This is a genomic window from Opitutaceae bacterium (genome assembly GCA_041395105.1).
Lineage (GTDB): Bacteria > Verrucomicrobiota > Verrucomicrobiia > Opitutales > Opitutaceae > B12-G4.
This window is the reverse complement of sequence record JAWLBB010000001.1, coordinates 399943-424546: the sequence shown is the minus strand read 5'-3', so window position 1 is coordinate 424546 and position 24604 is coordinate 399943. Positions and strand designations below refer to the sequence as shown.

Here is a 24604-nt window from a genome sequence, read left to right as displayed (position 1 = left end):
TGTCCGGACCGGACGGGCCAACCGCAGACGCACCCAAGACCCGGATACGGGCAGAGCCGATGACTGACACGGAAAAAGCAGAACTCCAGAGAGTGGCCCATACCATCAGGGCTTTGAGTGCAGACGCGATCGAAAAGGCCCAGTCCGGCCACCCGGGCCTGCCGCTGGGGGCAGCCGAGCTTGGCGCCTTTCTCTTTCTGAAGGTTCTGCGGCACAATCCCGCGAACCCGGATTGGCCGGGCCGGGACCGCTTCGTGCTATCGGCCGGGCATGGGTCCATGCTCCTTTACTCCCTACTGCACCTCTGCGGTTACGACCTGTCCATGGACGACATCAGGGCGTTTCGGCAATTGCACTCCAGGACGCCTGGACACCCGGAAGTCGGAGAGACTCCGGGAGTGGAAACCACCACCGGCCCGCTTGGGCAAGGCGTCGCCTGCGGGGTCGGCATGGCGATCGCCCAGAAGATGATGGCGGATCGCTTTGGCACCGGCCTGTTCGACTCCAAGGTATGGGTCCTCGCCGGCGACGGGTGCATCATGGAAGGCATCAGTTCCGAAGCAAGCAGCCTGGCCGGGACCCTCGGTCTCGACAACCTCGTGGTGCTTTACGACGCCAACAGGGTCTGCCTGGACGGACCGATCGACGAAGTGATCCTCGAGGACACGGCCAAACGCTACGAAGCTTATGGCTTTCGGGTGCTGGACATAGACGGATACGATTGGAATCAGATCGAGGAGGCCTGCGCCACCGCCCGGGCAGAGACCGCAAAACCGGTCTTCATCATCGTCCACACCGTCATTGGTCGCTTCGCCCCCGCCAAACAGGGAACCCTCAAAGCCCATGGCGGCCCGCTCGGCCTGGACGAGATTGAGGGAATCAAGAAGGCCATCGGCTGGACCGAACCGCCTTTCACCGTCCCCGAGGATGTTCGGGCGACCTGCGAGGCCTGTCTGCCGCTCTGGGCAGCACTGGAAGAGGAATGGAATGCCCGGTTCGCGGCCTCCGTCGCCGCCGATCCGGACAAAGCGGCCCTGTGGCGGATTCATCGAGAAAAGAGACTTCCGGAAGACTGGGAGGCGCAGATGTGGGGACTCGACATCCCAAAGGACCTTCCCACTCGAAAGGCCAACGAGTATGCCATCAACAAGGTCTGTTCCCTTCTGCCATGGGTCATCAGCGGATCAGCCGACGTGTCCAGTTGCGATTTCACCTGGTTACTGGGTTCGGACATCGCGGCCAAAGGGAAGTGGCGACCCCAGCAGATCAAATTCGGGGTGCGCGAGTTCGGCATGGCAGCCGCCGCCTACGGCATGACCCTGCACGGTTTCCTGAGACCCGCGGTGGGCACCTTCCTCACCTTCTCCGACTATATGCGGAACGCCATGCGCCTGGCCGCCCTGATGAAGCAGCCCGTCATCTTCGTCTATTCCCACGATTCCATTTTCCTGGCGGAAGACGGGCCCACCCACCAGCCGGTTGAACACCTGATGTCCCTGCGCCTGATGCCGAACCTGACCTTGATTCGCCCCGGCGATGAGAACGAGGTCAAGATGGCCTGGGCCGCAGCCCTCCGGATAACCGACGGCCCTGTCGCCCTTTGCTTCACCCGCCAGCCGGTGAAGAGCACCGTCAGCGCCTGCACCGCAAGGCACGCCCGGACCGGCGTCTCCCGTGGCGCCTATGTGCTTTATGGTGAAGCGGGACCAGATGCCGAAATCCTCATTCTGGCCACCGGTTCAGAGATCCACCAGGCGGTTGGAGCCGCGAAGAAACTCGAGACCGACAAGATCAAGGTCCGCGTCGTTTCGATGCCCAGCTGGGAACTCTTCGAGCGCCAGGACCCGGCTTACCGCAAAGAAGTGATGCAGGGGAGCTTTCGCCTGCGGGTCAGTATCGAGGCCGGAGCTTCGCTCGGCTGGCAGAAGTACGTGGGCCCGGATGGTCTGACTGTTTCCGTGGACACCTTCGGCGCATCGGCGCCTCCCGGGGTCCTGGCCGATCACTACGGCTTTACGGACGAGAAGATCTACGCCCGGATCAAACAGGCACTCAACCGGACCTGACCCATGTGCGGACTCACCCTTGGAAGATATCAGATCGAACCATGAACCGCAGCGGACTCTTCTCCCTGAATGACAGAATCGCACTCGTCACCGGTTCCAGCCGGGGGCTGGGCAACGTTTTTGCCCGGGCCATGGCCGAGGCCGGCGCCACTGTCGTGCTCAACGGAACCAACGCTTCGACTCTCGAGGCGGCGGTGCAGCAGATGAAGGCGGATGGCTTCGCCGCTCACGGACGGGCCTTCGACATCGGCGACCCCGAAGCCTGCGCACGGAGCATTGCCGGGATCGAAGCCGGCATCGGCCCGATCGACGTGCTCATCAACAACGCCGGGATACAGCTCAGGGCCCCCATGCACGAATTTGACGATGCCGACTGGGAACGTATCCTGAGGATCAACCTCAGCTCCATGTACTATGTTTCCAAGCACGTAGTGCGCGGCATGATGGCCCGACGATCGGGCAAGATCATCAATATCGGTTCAGTCCAGAGCGAACTGGGGCGGCCGACCATTGTCCCCTACACCGCCACCAAGGGCGGGGTGAAGATGCTGACCAAGGGAATGGCCACCGAATACGGCAAATACAATATCCAGGTCAATGGCATCGGTCCCGGATACTTCTCGACCGAACTCACCCGTCCCCTGGTCGAAGATGAGAAATTCAATGCCTGGCTCTGCGCGAGGACGCCCGCCAACCGCTGGGGCGACCCCGACGAACTGAAAGGGGCCGCCATCTTCCTCGCTTCCGACGCTTCCAGCTACGTCAACGGGCACATGCTCTATGTCGACGGCGGTATGACAGCCTGCGTCTAGTGTCGTGTCAGAGAAATCGCTCCGGCTTTGGGACTCAGTATTTCTCTGACACCACACCAGGAGACAACCTCCGCGATCATCCCCCGTCGTCCGGCTTACCGGCTTCGGGCAGGGAAATCCCGGTCAGCTTCGCGAATACCCGGATGATCGAGGTATCATCATCCCCCTGCATGCCCGCGGCGGCGGCCATCTCGAACATCTGCAGACCCGTGCCCGCCATGGGGACGGGAAAATGGTTCGCACGGGCGGTATCCATGACGATTCCGAGATCCTTCGTGAAGATGGACGTCGCGCTCTTCGGAGAATAGTCGCCCTCCAGTATATGCGGAACCCTGTTTTCGAACATCCATGACGAACCCGCCGCATTCGATATGACCTCGTAGACCTGCCTGGGATCCAGTCCCAATCGAATCGCCAGGGCCATCGCTTCACAGGCGACCGCGATATGGACGCCGGCCAGATGCTGGTTGATCAGCTTCATGGCCGAGCCGACACCGGGTTCATCGCTCAATCGGTAGACCTTCGATGCCATCGATTCCAGGACGGGGCCCGCCTTCTCAAAAGCCGTCGCAGAGCCCGAGGCCATGATCGTCATTTCGCCCGACTGCGCCTTGGCCGGTCCGCCGCTGGTCGGCGCATCCAGATAGTGGCGCCCGGTCACCTCCAGGCGCCGGGCAAAGTCACGGGTCTTTTCCGGAGGCAACGTGGCGCAAGACAAAAGCACCGAATCCGGTGGCATGCCCTGCGCGGCCCCATCCTCGCCAAAGATCACCGATTCGGTCTGCAGCGCGTCGACCACAACCGAAATAACAACCTCCGCCTTCCGGCAGGCCTGTCGGATTCCCGCCTCAAAGCGCCCCCCCATCCGCTCAATCTCCCCGCGCCGCGCCGAGACGATATCGACACCGACAACGTCATGTTCGTCGCGGAGCAGCGAAGTCGCGATTCCCATACCGATTGAGCCAAGACCGATGACCGTTACCTGCATGATTCACCCTCTTTATCAACGGCCTTTCTGGAAGTGGCAAACACTCACTCCATCAAAACGGTTCCGGACGACCGGCCACAGCCGGGGTCCGTCGGCAGCCGGTGCCTCGATCAACCCGCATTAAAGGAGACCTCATTCAGTCTGATTGAGCCGGGATTCCTTCGCGGAACTGAAAGGCAAAGAGGCGGGCGTTCCGGATCTCGATCTTCAACCGGACCGGACGACCGGCCAGGTTTCCCAGGGCCGCGCCGGATCGCCAGCTCACCGTTTCGGCGGTCCCGTCGCCCTCCAGGGGCAGGCATTCGTCCAACCCGAATCCGGGAATCGGCGTTCCGTCGGATTCCTCCAGCCCGACCCGGACCGATCCGCCCGAGGCGTCCAGGTTCAGCTCGAGGCGTTCTCCGCTGAAGGTGAAAGGACGGGTCACCAACCGGCCAGGCCCGGCCGCCGGGTCCATCGGCTGGACCGCGACAAAGCCATCGAGGCGCTGAGCCAGGCGAAGCAGGCGGTCGTGAATCCCCCCGTCGTATTCGACCCCACCATACAGAGCACCCCCATGCTCGGTGAAACGCACCGTCCCGTACTGCCAGATTTCGTCGCCCCGTCGAATCAGGCCGTGTTCGGTCAAGGCCTCGAGCACCTCCCGGCCGTCCAGTTCCCAGCCTCCCGGGAAATAATAGGGTTCCTCGTAGCGGGTCCAGTCCGTCCCGTCCCGGCTGACCATGAGGAAGCTGCCCGGCCGGATATTCGTCTCGCCGACATAGCGCCAGGGGAAGGCCAGATACACGTCCGGTGCCCAGGCATACTTGTGAGCCTTGAATCGGTATACCTGGCCACCGGTTTCAATGACCGGGATTTCACCGCGGGCCGGGCGCGCCAGCACCAGGTCATCGATCCAGGGCCACTCCACCGGGGTGAAGGGCCACGGCTCAAACAGGTCGGGGATCACCACATGACCGGTTCGGCGCTTGATCCTCGCATCTTCGGAAATCGCGCGGAAAAAGGCATGGTAAAATCCGCGTTGATCGTCCCAGAAGAACGTCGTGCTGCCGTCGGTGTCGAACGGGAGGCCGACCGTTTCGTTGCGTTGAAAACGAACCCCGTCCGGCGAGGTGTAGAGATAGTATCCCCGGTAATAGGTCCATTGGAGCATTTTGTATCGTTCACTGGACGGAGCCAGAGGGTTGGGATCCTTGATCAAGGCCCCCTGACCGGCATTCGGGATGACGATATTGGTGGGGAGTTCACCGTTCCAGTCATGAAGGAACAGGTCGGGCTTTTCCCAGTGCAGACCGTCCGCGGATGTCGCCAGGCAGACCACATGGGGTTTCCCGCCCCACATGCCTCCATTGGTGTAGATCATGCGCAACTCGTCACCCTCATCCCAGATGGTGCTGATGTCGGGAATGGTTGAGCCAAAACGCGGGTTGGGCTCCCAGGGTCTGGTGTTGCGAAAATCGGTCTCCTCCATCGTCACCGGTGGCTGTGGACGAAACGCAAGGTTGGTCGAGGATTCGACCAGGGCTCCATCGATGAACAGGTGCTTGCGGGAACCGAGATCGACCGGGACGTCCAGGTCTTTGTTCGACCCGAAGAGAAGCGGCGGGCCGTCGGGTTGGTTGACCGGACGCGCGACTGCCCCGAAACGGCTCGAGAAACTTCCGGGGGCTCGAACCCGCCGGCATAACGGGCCGTATCCGAAATCCGGTACTCATCGAGCCATCCCTGCTGGTAGGTCCCGATGGTCAACTCTTTCAGGACCCCGATCATCGGCAGGAAGCCGCCTTTTCCGGGCAATGGCTGTAGGCTGCCGTCGAGGAAGTGCCGCAACTGACGATCGGGGGCGCTGAAGCAAAACGCAAGATGATGCCAGGAGCCGTCGTTCAGGAGGTCGGCATCGGTCGGGACCGTCAATTCGAAGCGGAAGGTATTGGCCGGTTCCCCGTTCGCCGCCGCGGTCGACATCGTGGTTTCGCTGACCAGACGGAAGCTCGATCGGCCCGGTTCGAGGCGCAGGGCGTTCTGCATGGGCAGACCGCGCGGGTAGTCCTGCTCGTTGCGGACCTCAAAGACGGTGGCCTCGATCGGCTGGGCACCTTCCGCCTTGAACCAGAACTCAATCGTCCAGTCGAAATAGCCCAGGTTGAGGCGTTCGGGCACCTGGTCGACTTCCCCGAGCATGGAAGCCGAGCTGTAGCGCTGACGATTGTCCGGCCAGATGACCCGGGCGATCGAGGGATCCGGAACGTAGAGGGCGCGGCCGAATTTCCCGGGAAGCAGTCCGTATCGGCCGTCCACATGGAGCGGTCTCGCTGGAGGCTCACCCTTGCCCTCAGCACGGACAGCCCATTCACCATAGGCCGACTGGAGACGCAAATCGTAACCGTGGGGACCGGCGTCGGTCAGAATGACATTCGGGTAGGTGGGTTCGTCGAACAGCCAGAGCGCCAAGGTATGTTCATCCACCCCCGGCGAGGCGGCGCCCGACACCGTTGGAAACCAGCCAAGCAGACAGGTCAGCCCGAGTACCCGCCAGTTCCAGAGCATTGAAGCGACCGGTTTGCGGTGATCGGAAGTCCGGCGGGAGCAGGCGGCAGAGAGTGTCTTCATCGTAATTGGGTTCAGGAACCGGATGCGGTGACTTCGGCGGCCAGATCCCGGGCATACCGGGCCAGTTCACCGATCAACTGTTGTTCAATCGCATCGGATTCAGGTGCCGAAGTGCGGATGCGGGTCGTGGAAAAAACACCATCCGTCTGAAGCAGAGCCTTGGTGAAGCGCCACTGGATGTTCTGATGGGTGGCCATGAAGGTGAGACAGGGCAGCAATCGTCGGTAAAGGCTCACCGCCCCTTCACGATCATTCCTTCGATAGGCCTGCCAGATCGCCCGATAGACACCCGTGGTGTAGGTCGAAAGGTAGGCCCGGGCCCCCCGGTCGAGCAGCTCGATCAGGTCCGGACCGGCCGTGCCGACCGCCAGCGATCCTCCGGTCGCCTGATGGATCGCGCTGATCTTTCGACAGCGGTCTGCCGTCTCGACCTTGATCCACTTGAAACAGGGAACCTCCCGGTGCAGCCGGGCGATCAATGCCACCGGGAGCGGGGCCACGCCGAGATCAAGATCCTGAATCATGAGGAAGCCCGGCGAAAGCCGGTCGAGATCCCGGACGGCCGCTTCGTAGGAGGCATCGTTCTCATACTTGATATAGGCGAGGACACCCGTGCAACCCATCTCGATAAATCTCCGGACGTGACGAAGCCGGGCTTCCGGGTCATGATCGGTGGCGCCACCGATCACCGGGACCCGCCCCGCCGCCTCTTCAATCAGAATGGAGACGATCTGCTCGCGTTCGGCTTCGGTCAGGGTATCGACCTCGCCGGCCACTGCCGGAGCCAGGAACCCAACGGCACCCTGGCCCAGAACCCGACGGGCATAACGGCGCAGGGATGCCTCATCGATCCGATTGTCATCCGTAAACGGCGTAGCCGGAACCGCGATGATTCCGTCAACCCGGGTCATGCCATCAGCTCCAATTTGTCGCCATGGCCCGCCTGCCAGGTAAGGATTTTCCGACTCAACCGGCGAAGCCGCTCCTTCTGGGCCGGCTCCGAAGCAAGATTCGTCAATTCCCCCGGATCGGCCTTCAGGTCATAGAGCTCCGGCCCGTCGCCATTATAGAGATTGAGCTTCCAGCCATCCGCCGTGACGAGGCTGCGCCCGCTGATCGTCGGATCACTTCCGTCATTCCATTCGACCACGATGTCCTCATCCTTCCAACTCGATGGATCGGCCAGGCAGCCGGCCCGCGAAACTCCATCGAGTCCATCCGGTACTTCCTGACCCATCAATTCGAGCAGGGTGGGCACCAGGTCGATCTGGCTGAAGGGACCATTGAAATCGATCCTCTCCCGCGAAAGCCACGGAACATGAATGGCCAGCGGAACGGTCACCGCCGCCTCGTAAAAGACGCTCTTCTGCATCAGTCCGTGATCGCCCAGCATCTCGCCGTGATCGGAGGTGTAAACGACGATGGTGTTGTCGGCCTGGCCGGACTCCTCAAGGGCCTTCAGGATCCGGCCGTAGGCGTTGTCGACCATCGTGATGAGGCCGTAGTAGTTCGCCTTGAGGCGCCGGAAATCATCATCCGTGTCGATTGGGTGATTCTTGTATCCCTTCTTCCGGAACGCGGTGTAGGTCTCGCGGTGAAGCCGGGACGCGCCGGGACCCGGCGGTTGGTTGAAGGCGGGGCCGGTTGCCATCGCGGCGGGGTCGTGCAATTCATTGAGCGGCCCGTAGGTCGGCGGGTGCGGCTCCAGGGTATTCACGCTGAGTATCCACGGTTTACCGCTCTTTTGGCTCCGGATGAACTGTTCCCCTTCATTCGCAAGAAAAGAGACCTTGGTGTATTTCTCCCGCATGGCCGCCGCCATGGAACGGGGAAAGACCGGCTGGTTTGAATCTTCGTCGATCTCGCTGGGAGGGAAACCCCGGCTGACGAGAAACCGGTGGTAGTCACTCGGCGTCGTCATCTTCGACGGATCCGTGTAATACTGCCGGTAATTGTCCTCGATGCTCTTCCACTCATCGAATCCGTGCTGGGCGAAGGCTTCGTCGCCAAGATGCCATTTACCATAATAGGCCGTGCGGGTGTCGTCCGGAAGGTACTCGGCGATTGTGCGCACGGCCGGATCCAGGCGGATATTGTTGGTGTAGGAACCATGGTTGTGCGGCAGCAGACCGGTCATGATCGATCCCCGGGACGGCGTGCAGACCGGTTGGGTGCAATAGGTCCGCTGGAAACAGAAGCTGCGTTCGCCGAGGGCCTTGAGGTTGGGGGCGTTCAGCACCCGGTCGCCGGCCCAGGGAACGGCGTCGCCGCGATGCTGGTCGGTCCAGAGAAAGAGCAGATTGGGCCGTACCGGGCGTTCGGATACGGCCGGTCGCGCGGCTTCGGAGGACTGGCCCGACAACCGGGCAGCCGCAGCCAGGGTGGCGGTCCCAAGGGTGGCCTTCTGCAGGAATTCACGACGGGTCTGTGGTGTTTTCATGATCGATCATTTCAGGGGTTGGGGCCGACTCCTCACCCAGGATGCCCGGGACAGGCAGGCTGAACCGCTGGTCCTCCTCATCGCGCCACTGGTCAAGCCAGGGAGAGTAGGTGTGGACATCGAGGGTGTCATCGGCGGGATTGAACTTGAGGATGCGAAGAAAGCCCTGTCCGCCGTGGGACAGAAACTGGTAGTTGGAGAGCATCTGGACCACCGGGCCGCCTTCGTTGTTTTCCGACACCAGCAGACCGGTTCCGTCTCCCTTGACGTGGCCCGAGAGAACCATGACGATATTCTCCCTGCCGGCGACCAGCTTCTGCCAGATCTGCTCGCCGTCGTTCCAGTACTCGTTGACCTTGTGGGGATTCCATTGGTCGCCCTCACCCAGCCTGGTGTCGTCATCATACATGTAACAATGGGTGGCCAGGATAACCCGCTGTTCGTGGTTGCTCACCAGGGAATCCGCCCACTGCAGGGTTTCGTCGGAGGGCCCGTATTCCAGACCGAGAACAAGGAACTCACGATCCGCCGCCTTGAAGTAGCCAAAGCTGTTGTCACCGGTCACGCCATACGAACCACCATACCAGGGCCTTCCGGCAAAACGTTTCGGAGAAAAGACCGCATTGAACCGGGTGGAGGCCCGCAGGCCCTGTCTGGCCGGCGCCCGGTCCAGGTCATGATTGCCGGGAACCACCAGGTAGGGAATCCGTCCGTCAAGCATGGAAAAGGCCTGGTCGACCACCCGCCATTCGTCTTCGTGACCCTCCTCGACGAGGTCGCCGAGATGGATGACATACTTGACGTTCAGCAAGTCCAGTGAATCGCGAATCCATTCAAACTGCCTCAGGAGAATCTCCGGAAAGTAGGCGGCATAGCGCTGAGTGTCCGGCACCACGATCAGGGTGAACTCGCCCTGCGCCGGGTCGACCGAAAGCTGGAACGGTTCAGCGGTGGGATCACCCGGATCGGGCTCGGCGCCGAAGCCAGGCGACACCAGGAAAAGGAGGACCGACACTGGAAAAGCCAGCCATGTCCGGGCCGCAATCAGTCGTGGAACTTTCATCTCAAACCCTCAACTCAAGCCTGTCATTGAATCTCGCTTGCCATTTCTTCAGATCCGCAGCCATCTGCCGAAATCGTCCTTCCGTGGAAGTCTCGCCCGCCCGGTTGTTCAGCTCGGCCGGGTCCTCGTTCAGGTTGAACAACTCCGGCCGGTCATCATGGTAGAGATTGAGTTTCCATCCATCCGGTGTGACCAGGCTTCGGCCCTCTTCTTCCAGGTAGTCCGGATCATTCCAGCTGACCACCACTGAGCCGTCAATCCGCGCAGGCCCACCCTCCACTGCATCACGCAGCATCCCGGCCCGCGTCGTTCCCTGAAGATGATCCGGGCACTCGACTCCGGCCAAGTCGAGAACCGTCGGCCCCAGATCGATCTGGCTGACCGGTCCCGTCACCATGATCTGTCTCTTCGATAGCCAGGGAACGTGGATCATCCAGGGGATACGGACCGCTTCCTCAAAAAAGACGCTCTTCTGGGTAAGCCCATGGTCACCCAACATCTCCCCATGATCGGAGGTGTAGATGATGATTGTGTTCTCCGCCTCACCCGACGCCTCAAGTGCCGCGCGGATACGCCCGAGGGCCCGATCGACCAGCGCGACCTGGCCGTAGTAATTGGCCTTCAGCCTGCGCCAGTCCCACTCAGACTCCAGCGGATGGTTCTTGAACCCCTTTTCATGCATGGTCGCCAGAACCCGTCGAACATGCATTGACCGTTCGGCCGGTTCCCGGCCGAAAGCGGGACCGGCCGGGACCTCCGCCGGATCGTGAAGCCGGTTGAGGGGACCGAACAGCGGCGGATGGGGTTCGAGGAAATTGACGCTGAGCAGGAACGGGCGGTCACCCTTGCCGCGATTCTGCAGGAACCTCTCGGCTTCGCCGGCCAGATAGGAAGCCTTGGTGAAGGACTCCGCCATGGCGGCCGCGAAGGTACGCGAATAGAGGGTGGCGCCCTCCGCGTCGGCCGTGTCCGGCGGGAATCCTTCCCTCAGGAGGAACTCATGGTAACTGCTCCGCCGTTTGAGGTCGTCGGGATTGGAATAATAGTCCCGATAGATGCCGTCCTCGATGCTGCGCCAATCGGAGAACCCATGCTGGGCCGACAGCTCATCGCCGAGATGCCACTTCCCGTAATACGCACATTCGTAATCCGAAGGAAGCATCTCCGCCAAAGTCGCCGTGTCACGACGGAGCGCGATATTGTTGGTCACACACCCGTGGGTGTGCGGCCAGAGACCGGTCAGGATCGACGCACGCGAAGGCGTGCAGACCGGTTGCGTGCAATAAGCCTGCCGGAAAACGAAACTCTCCTCACCAAGGCGCTTCAGGTTCGGGGCCCGGATACACTCATTGCCATGGCAGGGAAGGGTGTCATTTCGCTGCTGGTCGGTCCAAAGGAGAAGGATATTGGGAGATCGGTCGGCCATGGTTATCCGAAGTTGTTGAATGAATACCGCGTGGCGTAGCCCATCAATGTCTTCAGCTCGTGACGTCGGTAGAGGGTCGGTGCCTCCTCCTCCAGCTGGTTGAGCCGATCTCGGTGCCCGAGTCGCCTCTGCACGGCCCATTCCGAAAGCCGGGGCGTCCGGCGTTCTGCGTCGTTGAGGCAATAGCCATCGGCGCCCGCCTCGTAGTAGCTTCGCGCCAGGCGGACAAAGGCGGCGCCCGGCTGAGCCCGGGGCATCAGGTCCGGCCAGATGGAGAGGCCGGCTCCGCCGATCGCCCGCAACGCGCTGATCAACTCCGGATCCACATGCCCCATCGGGTAGACAGAGTCGACCAGCCCCTCCCGGACCCAGGTCTTGACATCGCAGGTGTAGACAACCGGGTCGAAGCCGCCGGGGATCGGCTGGTGCCTGGTCGAGCCGAAATCTTTTTCATCCTTGAACCGACGATCGTAGCGGGTCGGACAACCGAAGAACGTGACGCCAAGTGTCCGGCCGGAGAATTCATTGACCAGCTGGCGGGCCTCCCTGACGAACTGCGTGACATAGCCGGCACAATGCCCGATCCAGCGCGGATCGTCCTCGGGGAGCTGTCGGGGATCCTCCCCATATCTGTCGCGGAACGCGGCCACGACCGGCTCTTCGTAGAGGACGAAAGGATGAAATCGATGGAAATAAAGAACGACCCCGTCGATGTCCCGTTCCAGTGTTTCCCGGAGCAGGGAAAGCCAATAGCGCCTGACTTCCGGGAAGGCCAGGCTGAGGCTGGTCGTCGGGTTGCCCTCCCGGTCCCGCTTGACCCACTCCGGATGGGCAAAAAAGTGACGCGACCACGAAATGGGGTACCGTTGCATCGGGTAGTTGGCCCCGATCATGCGCAGGCTGGCCATGATCTTCAGGCCATGTCGGCGGCAGGCCCGGGAAAAGGCATCGAGCGGATCGATCCAGCCCTCCGGCCAGGAATTGTCTTCTGTCCCGACATCACCGATACGGGTGCGGTAGGCGCAGAGGTGTCCGCGGACGGCCTCGAAGATAAAAACCGACAGATCGGAGTCGAGGCAGGGCTGGATTTCGTGGGCGAACCAGTCTTCGGATGTCGGGTGGAAATCAAAGGTGCCCCGGATATGCCCGGTCAGGATTCCGCTGCAGTAGATGAAGGCCCCGCAATGGGTCTGCCCGGTCGGTTGCCACTGGTTCCAGCGTTCAATTTCGTCCCGGGTCAGGGGTTCGAGCCGCACCCAGGTCAGGTTCGCGATATCCCGAAGCTCCTCCCGATTGTATGGGGGCCCCGGCAGACGGAAGACCAGGTCCTGTCCCGTCAGGTCGGCCGTTTTCCAGTAGCTTTCCTGGATGGATCGGTTGATCAGCTTGCCCTTGCCCATTTTGCCGGTGGCTTCCCCCTCGTCGAGGGCGCCCTGTTCCGCCGCCACGCGGGTGAAGCCCGGGTCATCACTGAGGCGGACCTCAAGCTGACCGTAGAGCGACCATTCCAGGTAATGCAGCCGGTCGCCGTAGGAAGACTTCGAATAGTTGATCCCGAGAAAGACCCGGTGAGGCCCGGTCAGGCCGAGCCGCAGGGTCAGTTCGGGCGCGCCCAATTCCGGATCCGCAAAGACCATCTGTCCCCTCACCCCGTCCACGGTCTCGTAGTCGACAAGCCTCCAGTGTCCCTGTTTCCGCTGACGACTAAGGGCGCCGCCCGGTTCACAGCGCGACAGATCGGTCAGAAGGATGCCGTTCTCGGTCATTCAGGGATGGGCCGTCAATCCACCGGCCAATGGGGATCAGGTGTATGGCTGGCATCCATGACCGCAGCCAGGGATGAGGCGGTCTCCGGGTATTCGGAGGCGACGTCATGCGTCTCCGCGGGATCGTCCTCAAGGTTGTAAAGTTCGAGGGGTTGGTCCGTTCCTTGCCGGACCGCTTTCCACGGGCCCAACCGGACCGCCTGCCAGAGCCGATCCTTCGGGAACTCCCAGTAAAGGGCGCGTTCCGAAAGGTCCTGCGGTTCGCCGGTCAGCAGCGGCAGGACGCTGATCCCATCAAGACCGCCCGGCACTTCGGCCCCAGCCACCGCCAGCAGGGTGGGAAAGACATCGACAAACATCCACGGACCGTCCCTGGCCTCATCGGCAGGAACGACACCGGGCCAGCGGGCGATCAGCGGCACCCGCAGGCCGCCCTCGTAAACCGTCGCCTTCGAACCCCTGAGACCACCCGCCGAATTCAGAAAGGTGGTCCGGTCCCCGCGAAGGGGACCGTTGTCCGAGGTGAAGATGACCAGGGTATCACCCGCCAGATCGAGTTCGTCCAGCTTCGCCATGATCTGACCCACATAGTTGTCGAGCCGCGTGACCATCGCCGCATAGGCCTGCCAGGGTTCAGGCCATCCGTTGCCTTCATAGCTTCCGAGATCGGGGACCTCCATGCGGTTATGGGGAATCGTCACCGGAAGGTAGAGAAAGAACGGCCGGTCGCGATTCTGGCGGATGAAATCGAGGGCAAAATCCCGGAAGAGGTCGTTGCTGTAGACCGTTCCCTTCACCCCGTCATTGCCGGGAATCTCCATCCTTTCTTCGTTCCTCCATAGGTAATCCGTGTAGTAGTAGGCGGCGTGGTTCTGGTTGAGGTAGCCGAGCCACTCATCAAAGCCCATCCGGTTCGGCGTTCCCGGTGTATCCGGCTCGCTCAGACCCCATTTGCCCGCTGCGCCCGTGCGGTAACCCGCCTCGCGCAAAGCTGCCGCGATCGAGGCCTCCTCTCCCGTCAGGGACAACCGGACCCCGCCCTCACCGAAAGCTTCAATCTGCCCGCCGACGATGGGGTTGTTGTCTCGAATCCGGGCATGGCCCGTGTGGACGCCGGTAATGAGGACACAACGTGCCGGTGCACAGACCGGTGATCCGGAGTAGGCCTCGGTGAAACGTGTTCCTTCCCGCGCCAACCGGTCGATGTTCGGCGTTTTGATCATCGTCCCGCCGTAGCAGCCGAGGTCGCCATAACCGAGATCGTCGGCCATGATGAAGATGATATTCGGCGACCGGGAATGGCCGGTGAGGCCAACGGCCAGGACGATCAGGGAAAACAGGAACGGCTTCATCCTGAGACAATCTCACTTGCCCGTGACCAGGCCTGTTCCAGGGTATCGTGACAGTGAGCCACCACTTCCATCGGCTGCATCGAACTCGTGGTCATCACTTCACAGAAGACCCTCGGGCGACTGATCTCGGACAGGAATCCGGAACGCGCGAAGGCGACCATCAATTCGGCAATCCGGTTCACATCGACCACCCCGGGCTCCCCGAAGGGTAGGTGACGGTCCCCGAACAGGGTATGGGCGCGATCCGTGACCGCATTGCAGAAATGAAAATCAACCATCCGTGGTCGTGCTTTTTCCACCGCCCCGGCCACGTCCTCCCTGTTCAGGATGAGATGGGCGGTATCAATGCAGAGGTTCAGACGGAGATCGGCTCCCGCCAGCCTTCGGCACAGCTCCAGCGCTTCTTCCGTCGATCCCAGGGTAGCCCGCTTGTGCGCCTCATAGTCCAATGGCTCGATCACGACGTAGAGGTCTCCACGTCGAGCCGCGGCCTCGCAGATCTTCGTCATGGTCTCTTCAAGGCCGGCCAGGGCCCCCATCCGCTCGGACGGGTCCTCCGGTCTTGATCCGCTGACCACGGTGATCGATTGGGCACCGGCTTCAACCGCATCGTCCATCTGCCGGATCACCGCTTCCCAGGTCTTTCTGCGGATTTCGGCATCGAGTGACGACGGATTGAGGTTCTGCTCGGCGAAGATCCGGGTCAGGGTATAGGTGTGCGAGTGGCCCTGGTCGCCGATCAACTTCCGGAACGCACGCCGCTCGCCGGCATAAGGAATGTCCACCGTCTGGAAGGCTTCGAAGAAAGGGTGACGCTCCAGCACCTGACGCGTCGCGGCAACCGTCGCTCCCTCCTCGAGGCGCGATTGCGGCCAGGCATTGGAAATCATCACCCCGGGCGTGGCCACTGCGGCAAAACCGGCTCGGGGGTGAGTTGGAGAGTTCTTTTTTTGTTTCATGAAACAAGGTAACGCGGGGGATGGAGACAGGGGTTCTGCGTCGCTTGATTAGAAGGCATCTTTCGATTAAGGCAACGGGCAATTATTTCATTTGAGAGATTGCGTTACTTCATGAATATTTCAATTCTTCACATTCAAGCCGGCCGGATCATCCGGCCTGTATCCGTCGACTGAATCCCCCCGGGCTCCGGACAGAAACCCCGACCCGGCCCAAACCGAATCATGAAAATCTCCCATCAGACTCTCGCGACGCTGCCCCGCGGTTACAGCATCGCTGTTCTCGCCGACGACTCGGCTGAAGGGCTCCCTGCCTTCGTCGCCGGAAGTGAAGGCGATGATCGCCTGCTTCTCTTCAGACCGCCCGATTTCGAACCGATCGTCCTGGCGGAAACCCCGGGCGGCTTCATCAGCACCTGGCCGGTGACCCAGGGGGGCCGACGTTTTCTGGCAAGCTCAACGCTCTTCAAGCCCGGTTTCGACGCCGCCGGCGCGAGCCTCATGCTCTACCCGCTGGACCGCGGGGAGAAGCCGGAACCGACCCTGATCGGCGACCTGCCCTACACCCACCGGGTCACGGTATTTGAGAAGAACGGGGTCAACTACCTGCTCGCTTCCACGCTCTGCGCGGCCAAGGCATTCAAGGAGGATTGGACCCAGCCCGGGGGCATCCACCTGGCCCGGGTCCCGGACGATCCGACGCAACCATGGCCCTTCCGCCAGATCGTCACCGGGATGAACAAGAACCACGGTATGGACCGGGCCCGGCTGGGGAAGGACCATCGCGATGGTTTCCTTCTCTCCTGCATGGAAGGACTGACCTTTCTGCCCATACCCGATGATCCCGATGGAGAATGGAAGACCGAACCCGTCGATGCCGCGGAAACCAGCGATGCGATCGCCTTTGACTGGGATGGAGACGGAGTCCCGGAGATATTCTCCATCAGCCCGTTCCACGGTCATGTCCTGGCCCTGCACAAGAATGGGTCCGGCGGATGGGAAAAGAAGGTCATCCACGACGACCTTTCCATGGGTCACATCGTCTGGGCGGGAGATCTGCTGGGCGGCCCCGCTCTCCTCGCGGGCAGCCGGCGCGACCACCGGGAACTGCGCCTCTACCGCCCCACTCCGGACGGCGGCGTCGATCCGGACTATGCACTCATCGCCGAAGGCATCGGCCCGACCCAAATCGCGGTGCTGCCCCAGGGTGACCACAAGGCGGTCCTTTACGTGGCCGCCCACGGGGTTGACGAGGTGCGCGTCTACACCATCGAGACCTGATCGATTTCCCGTTCATTGAGGCCCGGCCTTCAAACCCACCCCCTTCATGCGCCATTCCGAAATGTTCAAGATCCGAGTCGCCCAGGTCCGTGCGTATCCAAAGAAAGGCGACATCGGCGCAAACGGCGCGCGCCTGCTCGAGATTCTCGGGCAGATCGCCCCCCAGCATCCGGATGTCGTGGTGACACCGGAATGCTTCCTCGATGGATACGTGGTGACCCGGCCGGACGTCAACCGAAGGAACATCACGAGCTACGCGATCGACCCGAAGACCTCCGAAATCGGCCGGGCCGTCTCAGCCTGGGCGAGGCAGAACCGCGCCTGGGTCGTGCTCGGTTGCACCATGCAGGTTCCCGGAGGTGCGGCCAATGCCGCGGTGGTCTACAATCGTGAGGGTCGATTTGTCGGGCACTACGACAAGACCCACTGCCGGGGACATGACCGGAAATTCGTGGTCGGTCGCGAATTGATGGTCTTTCGAGCCGATTTTGGAACCTTCGGTATTGTCATCTGCGCCGACCGGCGGTGGCCCGAAACGATCCGCACCCTGGCCCTGAAAGGCGCGGAGGTGATTTTCAATCCGACCTACGGACAACACGACGAAAAGAACAGCTGGGTCATGCGGACCCGTTCTTTCGAAAGCGAGATCCCCATCGTCTTCACCCACCCCCGCCAGTCACTGGTCACCGATGCCAAGGGAGAGATCCTGATCAATGAAACCTACGCGGTTCCCCCCTTTTCCGTCTGCGAGGTCAATCTGTCCAACGTGCGCAAACTCCGGGCAGACAAAAACTCCTTCCTCAACCAGCGCCGCCCCGACATCTATCGGCTCTGATCCCTGTATAGGATTTCAACCATCCAACGGAATGGCCAAGAAAACCAGAAACTCCCCGGCCTCGCCGGTCCGCCGACCGTCCGATCTCAGGGTGGCGGCCGTTCAGCTTCGGTCCACCGATGATTACGAACGCAACGTCCGGCAGATTCAGACCATCCTCGCCGAATGCGCCTCCCAGCGCGTGCAGGTCGCGGCCTTCCCTGAATGCGCGGTCACCGGGTACGACGCCGAAGCCATCCTTCGGCCGACCCTCCGGGAACTGCGCCGGACCGAGCTCGAGCTCGCGGAAACCTGCCGGAAACTCCGGATCCACGCCCTGATCGGAATTCCCTGGCGTTCCCGCGGGCGGATTCACAATTCCGTCATCGTTATCGATCGGACCGGGCGGCTCGTGGCCCGACATCTCAAGGTGCACCTTGTCGGTCAGGACCGGGCCTGGAACTGCACTCCCGGAACCATGCCGTCTCCGGTTCTTCCGATTGGCCGGGCCCGTTGTTGCGTGGTGATCTGTCACGACTCCCGTTACCCGGAACTCACCCGACTGCCGGTTCTGGCCGGAGCGCGTGTCGTTTTCTACCTGTCCCATGAAGCCTCACTGAAGAAGGAGTGGAAGATGAACCCCTACCGTGCTCAGGTCCAGGCCCGGGCTGCCGAGAACAGCGTTTTTGTCGTTCATGCCAACGCCCCGGCCAACGCCGACCTGACCGCCTCCCACGGCCAAAGCCGGATTGTTGATCCAAACGGAACCGTCCTTCGCGAAGCCTCCCAGTTCGGGGAGGAGGTCCTCATCGCTGACCTGCACCTGCCGGAAGCGACCGCTGAGAATGCCCTCCGCTCCCTCGAGCTCAGCCCTCTTGACCGTTGGTGGCGCGAGGGTCTGCGTCACGTCACCGTCATCAAATAGTCGGAACACCTGGAAAATCACCGAATGAAACGCGATCACCGTTCAAGGCCATTCCGGAAGATGGTCACCATTGGAGAAAGCCACACCTCGGGTATTTCAGCAACACGGGAAGAATGGGGCTGGGCCCCCGTCGTAAAGGGCTTGATCGACCAGTTTCAGGACAAGCCGGTGACCCTGCTCAATCACGGGATCGGAGGCGACATCCTTTCGCCAAGCTGCCCGATCTACGCTGAGTTCCGGGGCCGACGACCAATCGGCCTCGAACGCTATGAAAAGCACGTCATCGATCCGAAGCCTGATCTTGTCATCATCAGCTACGGCTACAACGACCTGCGGGGGGGCACGCCCGCCGCCGCCTTCGAGCGGGACCTGAACACGATGGTCGGCGACGTCAGGAAACGGACCGGGGCCGTCATCGTCCTGCTCAGCACCTATTTCTGTCCGGAAGCCGGACTTCGACACCGGACCGGCGGAACCGAGGATGGCTCGGCCTGGGATCGAGGCGGGCTGCGGGTTCAGGCCCGCTTCAACCAGATCCTGCGCCGGACTGCCCGCGCCCATGACGTGCTTTTTGCCGACGTCTATGCCGCACAAGCAGCCGCGGAATGGTTGATCTGCACACCGTCGGGTAAGGGCGATATCCACGCCAACGATCTGGGACACCGGATCATCGCGAACCGGATCTTCGAAGTCCTGGCCACGAATTGCAGCGGGTTGAGCCTGAAAGCGCAAAGGGACCGTCGTCGCGTCGGAAAGAGTCCCTGGCGCTACCAGCCGTGGAAACCCGGCGCCGACTGCCGCTGGGAAGACAAGCTCATCCGCGACTTCCACCCGGACCATCCCGCCAAATGGGCGGACCGCAAAGACCAATGAGCCAGCCCATCCTGACCAGTTCAATCGACGGCGTCTGGCAACAGCCCGGCCGGCGGGTTCACGAACGGCGAAACCCCGGACGGACGGACCGGATCGCCGCTCGCTGGTCGCCGGCCACCCGGTCCCAGGCCCGGAGAGCCATGGACGGAGCGGCCCGGGCGGCCGCCCACTGGTCGTCGAAAGGCCCGAAGACCCGACTCGGGCTTCTACGCGAATTCCTGAAACGGCTGGAAGGACAGGCCGGACCCCTTGCCCGAATGATCACACGGGAGAACGGCAAGACATTGGAGGAATCAGGGGCGGAGATCAGGGCGGCTCTTGCCGACGGACGGTATCTGCTCGACCAGGTCCGAAACGATCTGCTCCGGTCACCCGGGTCATCCGGGAATCCGAAGAAGGCCCTGATTCATGAACCGGTCGGAGTCACCCTCCTGATCACCCCATGGAATTTCCCGCTGGCCACCATCGTGCGGAAGATCCTTCCGGCCCTGGCGTTCGGAAATACCGTCGTCCTGAAGCCCTCCGAACTGACGCCCGGCCCGGCGGTGGGCCTGGTCCGGATCCTTCAGTCCATTCCATTCCCCCCCGGGGTGATCCACCTGGTGCTCGGGACCGGCGCCGGAGTTGGCCCGACCCTGACAGGACACCCGGCCCTGCGTCTCATCTCCTTCACCGGTTCAAACCGGGTCGGGCTCCGGCTGGCCGAACAGACCGCGGGCCGGGACGTGCGCCTGCAACTCGAAATGGGGGGCAAGAACAGCCTCGTCGTGCTGGCCGATGCCGATCTGGACGCGGCGGTCGAGGCCGCTCTGACCGGCGGCTTCAGCTGCGCCGGCCAGTGGTGTACCGGAACCGGCCGGGTCATCGTCGAGCGCTCTGTGTATGAACTGTTTTGTGACAACTTGGGCAGGGCTGTCCGGGCCCTGAGGACGGGACCGGGTGATCTCAAAAGCACCCGGGTCGGACCGGTCATCTCCGCTCAACGCGTCCGCTTTGCCCGCCGGTCCATCCGGGAGGCGGTCGCCGCGGGGGCCCGCCTTGTCTGCGGTGGCGCCGCCCCGCTTCCGACGACCCGGGGCCGGTCCGGCAACTATGTCACCCCGACCGTCCTGGCCGATGTCCTGGAGACGATGGCCGTCTTCCACGAAGAACTCTTCGTGCCGGTCCTTCCGGTGACCCCGGCCAAGGACGAAGCCGACGCGTTCCGACTGGCCAACCTTGGGCGATTCGGGCTGTCGGCCTCGGTCTTCACATCCAGCCCGAAAAAGGCCGGGCGGTTTATCCGCGGAGTCGAGGCTGGCATTGTTCATCACAATCTGCACACCGCCTTCCGGACTTCGGACCTGCCTGTCTCGGCCTGGCGTGACTCGGGTCGAGGCATCCCGGAGTGCGGTCATTATTCTGCGAGCTTCTTCGCCCGTCCGCGGGCCGTCTATCTCAATGACTGAAATCCCGTCATGACCCGGATCACCAGGATTCTTGCACGGACGGTTCCCCTCCGGGCGGAAATCAGCAACGCCCTGGTCAACTTCGCCGGCATGACCGGATCCGTGGTTGCCCTCGTCGCGGAAAGAAAGGGATCGGCGGCCCCGGTTGTCGGTTACGGGTTCGGTTCGATCGGCCGCTACGCCCAGACGGAGATGATTCTCGAGCGCTTTGCCCCGCGCATCCTGGACGCCGACCCCGGGGACTATTGCGACAACGCAGGTCAACCCGATCCGGTCCGGATGCAGGCCATCCTCCGTCGGAACGAAAAACCCGGCGGCCATGGCGAGCGCAGCGTCGCGGTCGGCGCGGTCGACATGGCGGCCTGGGATCTGGCCGCCAAGGTGGCCGGCCGGCCGCTCGCATCGCTCCTGGCCGGACGCTTTTCCGACCGGCCCCCGGCGACGGAGGTCGAGGTCTACGCCGCAGGGGGCTACTATCATGCCGACGGCGGTCTCGAATCGCTGAAAGCCGAACTGACCGGCTACCTGCGGGACGGATTCAAAGCGGTCAAGATCAAGATCGGCGGCGCCGAAATCGGGGAGGATCTCCAGCGGGTCGAAACGGCCATTGAAGTCACCGGTGATCCCGGTCGGGTGGCCGTCGACGCCAACGGCCGCTTCGGCCTTGACGAGGCCATGGCCCGGGGGGCCGCCATGGCACCGTATGGGCTTCGCTGGTACGAAGAGGCGGGCGACCCGCTCGATTTCGAACTGCAACGGGCGCTCGGTGAAGTTTACCCCCACCCGATGGCAACCGGTGAAAACCTCTTCTCCAGGCAGGATGTGCGCAATCTTCTCCGCCATGCCGGACTCAGGCCCGGCCGCGACATCCTGCAGATGGATCCCGGCCTTTCCTACGGGCTTCCGGAGTACCTCGGGATGATGGTCGAGATGAAAGCGTTCGGGTGGAATCCGGCCTGCTGCTTTCCCCACGGCGGCAATCTCTTCAACCTCCACGTCGCCTCTGGACTCGGTCTGGGGGGCACCGAGGCCTACCCGGGCGTTTTTGCCCCGTTCGGAGGATTCGGCGACGAGGTCAGGGTGATCGATGGAACCGCCAACATCCCGACTGTCCCGGGTATCGGCTGGGAGACAAAGCCGGATCTTCTCGGGATCTTCCAGACGCTCATCTGAGCGGCGGGTGGCAATCGGCAGGTTTCCGGTTGCCACACACCCGGATCTTCGACCAGAATACCCGAAGAAAACGCCAGCCCAGCTTGGGGCGTCTACAATCGGCTCCGCTGGACTGAGTCCATCATCGTGAATCGATAGACGGCCGGGAAGCCCCCAAGCACATGAACAGAATACCCCTCGTCATCGCAGCAGGATCGATAGCGGCCTGCTTTGCCACCGCCTTGACTGGCGGAACCTTCACCCCTCTCGGATACCTGTCCGACGATCCCGACATCGAATCAAGTTGGGCTTCGGACGTCTCGGCGGACGGCAAAGTGGTTGTCGGTCGGAGCGCGGCCGGCGGATCCATCGGCAGTGTGGTCATCGAAGCGTTCCGCTGGACGGAAGAAACGGGCATGGTGAGCCTGGGATCCCTCACCGGCAACAATACTCATGCGAACGCCGTCTCAGGAGATGGTTCCGTCATCGTGGGGATCATCGTTAATCCCGTTTCTTTCGAACAGGAGGCCTTCCGTTGGACCAGCGAGACCGGAATCGTCGGATTGGGAGATTTTGACGGCGGCAACTTTGCGAGCACCGCCAGCGGTGTTTCCAACGATGGGACAGTTATCGTCGGAAGCGGCAGCCCACTCAACCAATCGATCGGGTTCAGGTGGACAAGCGAAGACGGCATGGTATCGATCGGTGACCTTCCGGGAGGCGTCACCCAAAGCAACGCACAGGCCGCTTCGTTCGACGGGAGTATCGTGGTTGGGTCCAGTTACATCTTTCAGGCGGAGATCCCGATCCGATGGACGAGCGATGAATTGGTTGGACTTGAGTTGGGCGAAGGCTTCCTTGGCGGCATAGCAAAGAAGACGACACCTGATGGTTCTGTCATAGTCGGTAACGGCACCCGTGCACAAGGGGCCCAAGAAGCCTTTCGCTGGTCCGGCGAAAGCGGAATGGTCGGCCTCGGCTCACTCCGGGACGGAGCAGGAGCCTTCAGCCAGGCTTACGATGTGACTGCCGATGGCCAAACTGTGGTCGGACAGACTTCGTCACTCAACGTCGATACCGGATACGAAGCGTTCATCTGGGACGAGGTGAACGGGATGCGCAGCCTGAAAGAGGAACTCGAAGCCGCCCATGGCCTGAACCTCGAAGGATGGGTTCTCGATGCGGCAACCGGGATCTCCGACGACGGCAGCGTCATTGTCGGCCGTGGGACCAGTCCGGCTTTCAAGGTGGAAGCCTGGCGGGTCGAAGTCACACCGGTGACGGTCGTTGTTCCGTCGACCACGACCCTGGAATTCTCGGGACCGCTTCTCCTGAAAGAAGACGCAATCGGGACAGCCACCTACTCGGGAGTTGCCATCGATGCGACCATGAGCGGCCGGTTCACCATCGGCGCGACTGACGCCGGATCGGTAACGGACGGCCCCGGCAGCTTTCTCTTCGGCGGCTCAAAATTCTTCGGCACGCTCCTGGGTGACGGCATTGAAACCAGCACCGAGGGATCGACCGATCCCTTGGAGGTCCGGTTCAGCGACGACACAGTTCCCGAAGAGGACGACTGGGCTCTGATCAATGATGTCCTGGGGGCCAGCCTGCCCACCGGAACAGCTTTCGACCTCGCCGAAATCGAAACCCGGATCTCCGAGGGCAACCGGACGATCGAGTTTGGCATCAGCTTGATCTCCCGGGACCTCGATCTCCTCGACGGATCCGACTACCGGAGCTTTCCGTCCCTCGATCAGGCGGACGCCGCCATCTACTTCGTGGTTGAGTCGATCAACGGCGAGGAGACTTTCTACGCCCTCGGCCGGGTCTCGGAGTTCTTCACCGCTCCCACCGACGTCACGATCACCGATGTCCACTATGCGGACGAAACGGTCACGATCGACTTCGAGTCGAAACCCGGTGTGGCCGGCTGGCGACTGACGCAGGACACCAACCCGGGCGGCACCTTTACAACGGATCTCACCCTCCTCGGGACGACGACCATCATGGAGAGCACGGAAACACCGGGCCTCTACCGGGCCTCATTCGCCCTGACCAACCTCGAGTCGGCCGTGTTTGTCAGGATTGAACGCTGAAGGGGCTTCCGCCGCGGGGGAAGACCCCGGGGATCAGGAGCAACGGTCGGGCAGGCAGGCAGGCCGTCCGGGCAGCATGTCTTCCATCTTCCGGCGGCGCAGAGTGGGACGTGGCTGCAACAGGGCCGGGGCGGAAACCCCGCATCCAAAACAAACCGCAGGATGCGAGTCAACAAACCGAACTATGCTAGAATGGCGCTTTGTTGGCGAAAGAATCGGATCAATCAACGAGGTGTTGACTGCTTTTCAACGGCGGGTCCGGAGGCCCGCGCCCTACCACCTGAAATCGGAGCATCCGTGGTAGATGACATGTAGCCGACAGGCGACGCAAAATGCGTCAACCTGCCGACTGTTATGTCAAAACGAAGAACGGATATACACAGGTGTCGGCTGTCAGTCGAGACGGCAGACGTGATCAAGTTCGGTTTGGAAGTCCACAAGGCGCAGACAACGGTGTGCCGTCAGCTGGGAGGTCGCTTACCCCAACCGGCTCAAATGCTTGGCTGGGATCGTGCGATCGACTGGATAGGCCA

19 protein-coding genes are annotated in these 24604 nt (G+C 62.1%); 9 read left to right on the top strand and 10 right to left on the bottom strand.

Features of this window, described 5'->3' with window-relative positions; genetic code table 11:
* The first annotated feature begins 59 nt into the window (after positions 1 to 59).
* Positions 60 to 2066, top strand: coding sequence for a transketolase (gene tkt, locus R3F07_01775; GenBank protein ID MEZ5275092.1), 2007 nt, complete (start codon positions 60 to 62; stop codon positions 2064 to 2066).
* A 41-nt stretch (positions 2067 to 2107) separates the two neighbouring features.
* The gene (locus R3F07_01770) at positions 2108 to 2878 is read left to right on the top strand and encodes an SDR family oxidoreductase (GenBank protein ID MEZ5275091.1); all 771 of its coding nucleotides are present in this window, start codon (positions 2108 to 2110) and stop codon (positions 2876 to 2878) included.
* Positions 2879 to 2954: 76 nt separating this feature from the next.
* On the opposite strand, the gene R3F07_01765 is transcribed toward R3F07_01770, so the two are convergent.
* The 10 genes from R3F07_01765 to R3F07_01720 form a co-directional block, all read right to left on the bottom strand.
* Positions 2955 to 3866 carry an NAD(P)-dependent oxidoreductase gene (locus R3F07_01765; GenBank protein MEZ5275090.1) on the bottom strand — a complete coding sequence of 304 codons (912 nt, stop codon included), beginning with the start codon at positions 3864 to 3866 and terminating at the stop codon, positions 2955 to 2957.
* A 136-nt stretch (positions 3867 to 4002) separates the two neighbouring features.
* Positions 4003 to 5343 carry a hypothetical protein gene (locus tag R3F07_01760; GenBank protein MEZ5275089.1) on the bottom strand — a complete coding sequence of 447 codons (1341 nt, stop codon included), beginning with the start codon at positions 5341 to 5343 and terminating at the stop codon, positions 4003 to 4005.
* Complete coding sequence (locus R3F07_01755) at positions 5340 to 6476, bottom strand: hypothetical protein (GenBank protein ID MEZ5275088.1); 1137 nt, start codon at positions 6474 to 6476, stop codon at positions 5340 to 5342. Before R3F07_01755 ends, R3F07_01760 begins: the two co-directional genes overlap by 4 nt.
* An 11-nt stretch (positions 6477 to 6487) precedes the next feature.
* Positions 6488 to 7387, bottom strand: a complete 900-nt coding sequence (locus R3F07_01750) for a dihydrodipicolinate synthase family protein (protein ID MEZ5275087.1) — start codon at positions 7385 to 7387, stop codon at positions 6488 to 6490.
* The gene (locus R3F07_01745) at positions 7384 to 8916 is read right to left on the bottom strand and encodes a sulfatase-like hydrolase/transferase (GenBank protein MEZ5275086.1); all 1533 of its coding nucleotides are present in this window, start codon (positions 8914 to 8916) and stop codon (positions 7384 to 7386) included. The genes R3F07_01750 and R3F07_01745 overlap by 4 nt, the downstream gene beginning before the upstream one ends.
* Positions 8891 to 9979 carry a metallophosphoesterase gene (locus R3F07_01740; GenBank protein ID MEZ5275085.1) on the bottom strand — a complete coding sequence of 363 codons (1089 nt, stop codon included), beginning with the start codon at positions 9977 to 9979 and terminating at the stop codon, positions 8891 to 8893. The genes R3F07_01745 and R3F07_01740 overlap by 26 nt, the downstream gene beginning before the upstream one ends.
* 1 nt (position 9980) lies before the next feature.
* Positions 9981 to 11405, bottom strand: a complete 1425-nt coding sequence (locus tag R3F07_01735; GenBank protein ID MEZ5275084.1) for a sulfatase-like hydrolase/transferase — start codon at positions 11403 to 11405, stop codon at positions 9981 to 9983.
* 2 nt (positions 11406 to 11407) lie between these two features.
* Positions 11408 to 13171 (bottom strand): hypothetical protein, encoded by a 1764-nt coding sequence (locus R3F07_01730; protein MEZ5275083.1) that lies wholly within the window; start codon positions 13169 to 13171, stop codon positions 11408 to 11410.
* 14 nt (positions 13172 to 13185) lie between these two features.
* Positions 13186 to 14523 carry an arylsulfatase gene (locus tag R3F07_01725; protein ID MEZ5275082.1) on the bottom strand — a complete coding sequence of 446 codons (1338 nt, stop codon included), beginning with the start codon at positions 14521 to 14523 and terminating at the stop codon, positions 13186 to 13188.
* Positions 14520 to 15482 (bottom strand): sugar phosphate isomerase/epimerase family protein, encoded by a 963-nt coding sequence (locus R3F07_01720; protein ID MEZ5275081.1) that lies wholly within the window; start codon positions 15480 to 15482, stop codon positions 14520 to 14522. The genes R3F07_01725 and R3F07_01720 overlap by 4 nt, the downstream gene beginning before the upstream one ends.
* 222 nt (positions 15483 to 15704) lie before the next feature.
* Between R3F07_01720 and R3F07_01715 the strand changes: the two genes are divergently transcribed.
* The 7 genes from R3F07_01715 (at position 15705) to R3F07_01685 (ending at position 24071) form a co-directional block, all read left to right on the top strand.
* Entirely contained in the window at positions 15705 to 16760 is a 1056-nt protein-coding gene (locus tag R3F07_01715; GenBank protein ID MEZ5275080.1) for a hypothetical protein, read from the top strand.
* Between the two features lie 46 nt (positions 16761 to 16806).
* Positions 16807 to 17595, top strand: coding sequence for a carbon-nitrogen hydrolase family protein (locus R3F07_01710; GenBank protein ID MEZ5275079.1), 789 nt, complete (start codon positions 16807 to 16809; stop codon positions 17593 to 17595).
* Between the two features lie 31 nt (positions 17596 to 17626).
* On the top strand, positions 17627 to 18499 hold the full coding sequence (locus R3F07_01705; protein MEZ5275078.1) for a carbon-nitrogen hydrolase family protein: 873 nt from the start codon (positions 17627 to 17629) through the stop codon (positions 18497 to 18499).
* A gap of 60 nt (positions 18500 to 18559) precedes the next feature.
* A complete protein-coding gene (locus tag R3F07_01700; protein MEZ5275077.1) occupies positions 18560 to 19372 on the top strand; it encodes an SGNH/GDSL hydrolase family protein in 813 nt (270 codons plus the stop codon).
* Positions 19369 to 20820, top strand: coding sequence for an aldehyde dehydrogenase family protein (locus R3F07_01695; protein MEZ5275076.1), 1452 nt, complete (start codon positions 19369 to 19371; stop codon positions 20818 to 20820). Before R3F07_01700 ends, R3F07_01695 begins: the two co-directional genes overlap by 4 nt.
* Positions 20821 to 20829: 9 nt before the next feature.
* Positions 20830 to 21993 (top strand): enolase C-terminal domain-like protein, encoded by a 1164-nt coding sequence (locus R3F07_01690; protein ID MEZ5275075.1) that lies wholly within the window; start codon positions 20830 to 20832, stop codon positions 21991 to 21993.
* A 161-nt stretch (positions 21994 to 22154) separates the two neighbouring features.
* On the top strand, positions 22155 to 24071 hold the full coding sequence (locus R3F07_01685; GenBank protein MEZ5275074.1) for a hypothetical protein: 1917 nt from the start codon (positions 22155 to 22157) through the stop codon (positions 24069 to 24071).
* Positions 24072 to 24604: the final 533 nt, after the last annotated feature.

Coding starts and splice junctions, on each gene's coding strand:
- tkt (MEZ5275092.1), top strand. CDS start 60: ATGACTGACACGGAAAAAGCAGAACTCCAGAGAGTGGCCCATACCATC.
- R3F07_01770 (MEZ5275091.1), top strand. CDS start 2,108: ATGAACCGCAGCGGACTCTTCTCCCTGAATGACAGAATCGCACTCGTC.
- R3F07_01765 (MEZ5275090.1), bottom strand. CDS start 3,866: ATGCAGGTAACGGTCATCGGTCTTGGCTCAATCGGTATGGGAATCGCG.
- R3F07_01755 (MEZ5275088.1), bottom strand. CDS start 6,476: ATGAAGACACTCTCTGCCGCCTGCTCCCGCCGGACTTCCGATCACCGC.
- R3F07_01750 (MEZ5275087.1), bottom strand. CDS start 7,387: ATGACCCGGGTTGACGGAATCATCGCGGTTCCGGCTACGCCGTTTACG.
- R3F07_01745 (MEZ5275086.1), bottom strand. CDS start 8,916: ATGAAAACACCACAGACCCGTCGTGAATTCCTGCAGAAGGCCACCCTT.
- R3F07_01740 (MEZ5275085.1), bottom strand. CDS start 9,979: ATGAAAGTTCCACGACTGATTGCGGCCCGGACATGGCTGGCTTTTCCA.
- R3F07_01735 (MEZ5275084.1), bottom strand. CDS start 11,405: ATGGCCGACCGATCTCCCAATATCCTTCTCCTTTGGACCGACCAGCAG.
- R3F07_01730 (MEZ5275083.1), bottom strand. CDS start 13,171: ATGACCGAGAACGGCATCCTTCTGACCGATCTGTCGCGCTGTGAACCG.
- R3F07_01725 (MEZ5275082.1), bottom strand. CDS start 14,523: ATGAAGCCGTTCCTGTTTTCCCTGATCGTCCTGGCCGTTGGCCTCACC.
- R3F07_01720 (MEZ5275081.1), bottom strand. CDS start 15,482: ATGAAACAAAAAAAGAACTCTCCAACTCACCCCCGAGCCGGTTTTGCC.
- R3F07_01715 (MEZ5275080.1), top strand. CDS start 15,705: ATGAAAATCTCCCATCAGACTCTCGCGACGCTGCCCCGCGGTTACAGC.
- R3F07_01710 (MEZ5275079.1), top strand. CDS start 16,807: ATGCGCCATTCCGAAATGTTCAAGATCCGAGTCGCCCAGGTCCGTGCG.
- R3F07_01705 (MEZ5275078.1), top strand. CDS start 17,627: ATGGCCAAGAAAACCAGAAACTCCCCGGCCTCGCCGGTCCGCCGACCG.
- R3F07_01700 (MEZ5275077.1), top strand. CDS start 18,560: ATGGTCACCATTGGAGAAAGCCACACCTCGGGTATTTCAGCAACACGG.
- R3F07_01695 (MEZ5275076.1), top strand. CDS start 19,369: ATGAGCCAGCCCATCCTGACCAGTTCAATCGACGGCGTCTGGCAACAG.
- R3F07_01690 (MEZ5275075.1), top strand. CDS start 20,830: ATGACCCGGATCACCAGGATTCTTGCACGGACGGTTCCCCTCCGGGCG.
- R3F07_01685 (MEZ5275074.1), top strand. CDS start 22,155: ATGAACAGAATACCCCTCGTCATCGCAGCAGGATCGATAGCGGCCTGC.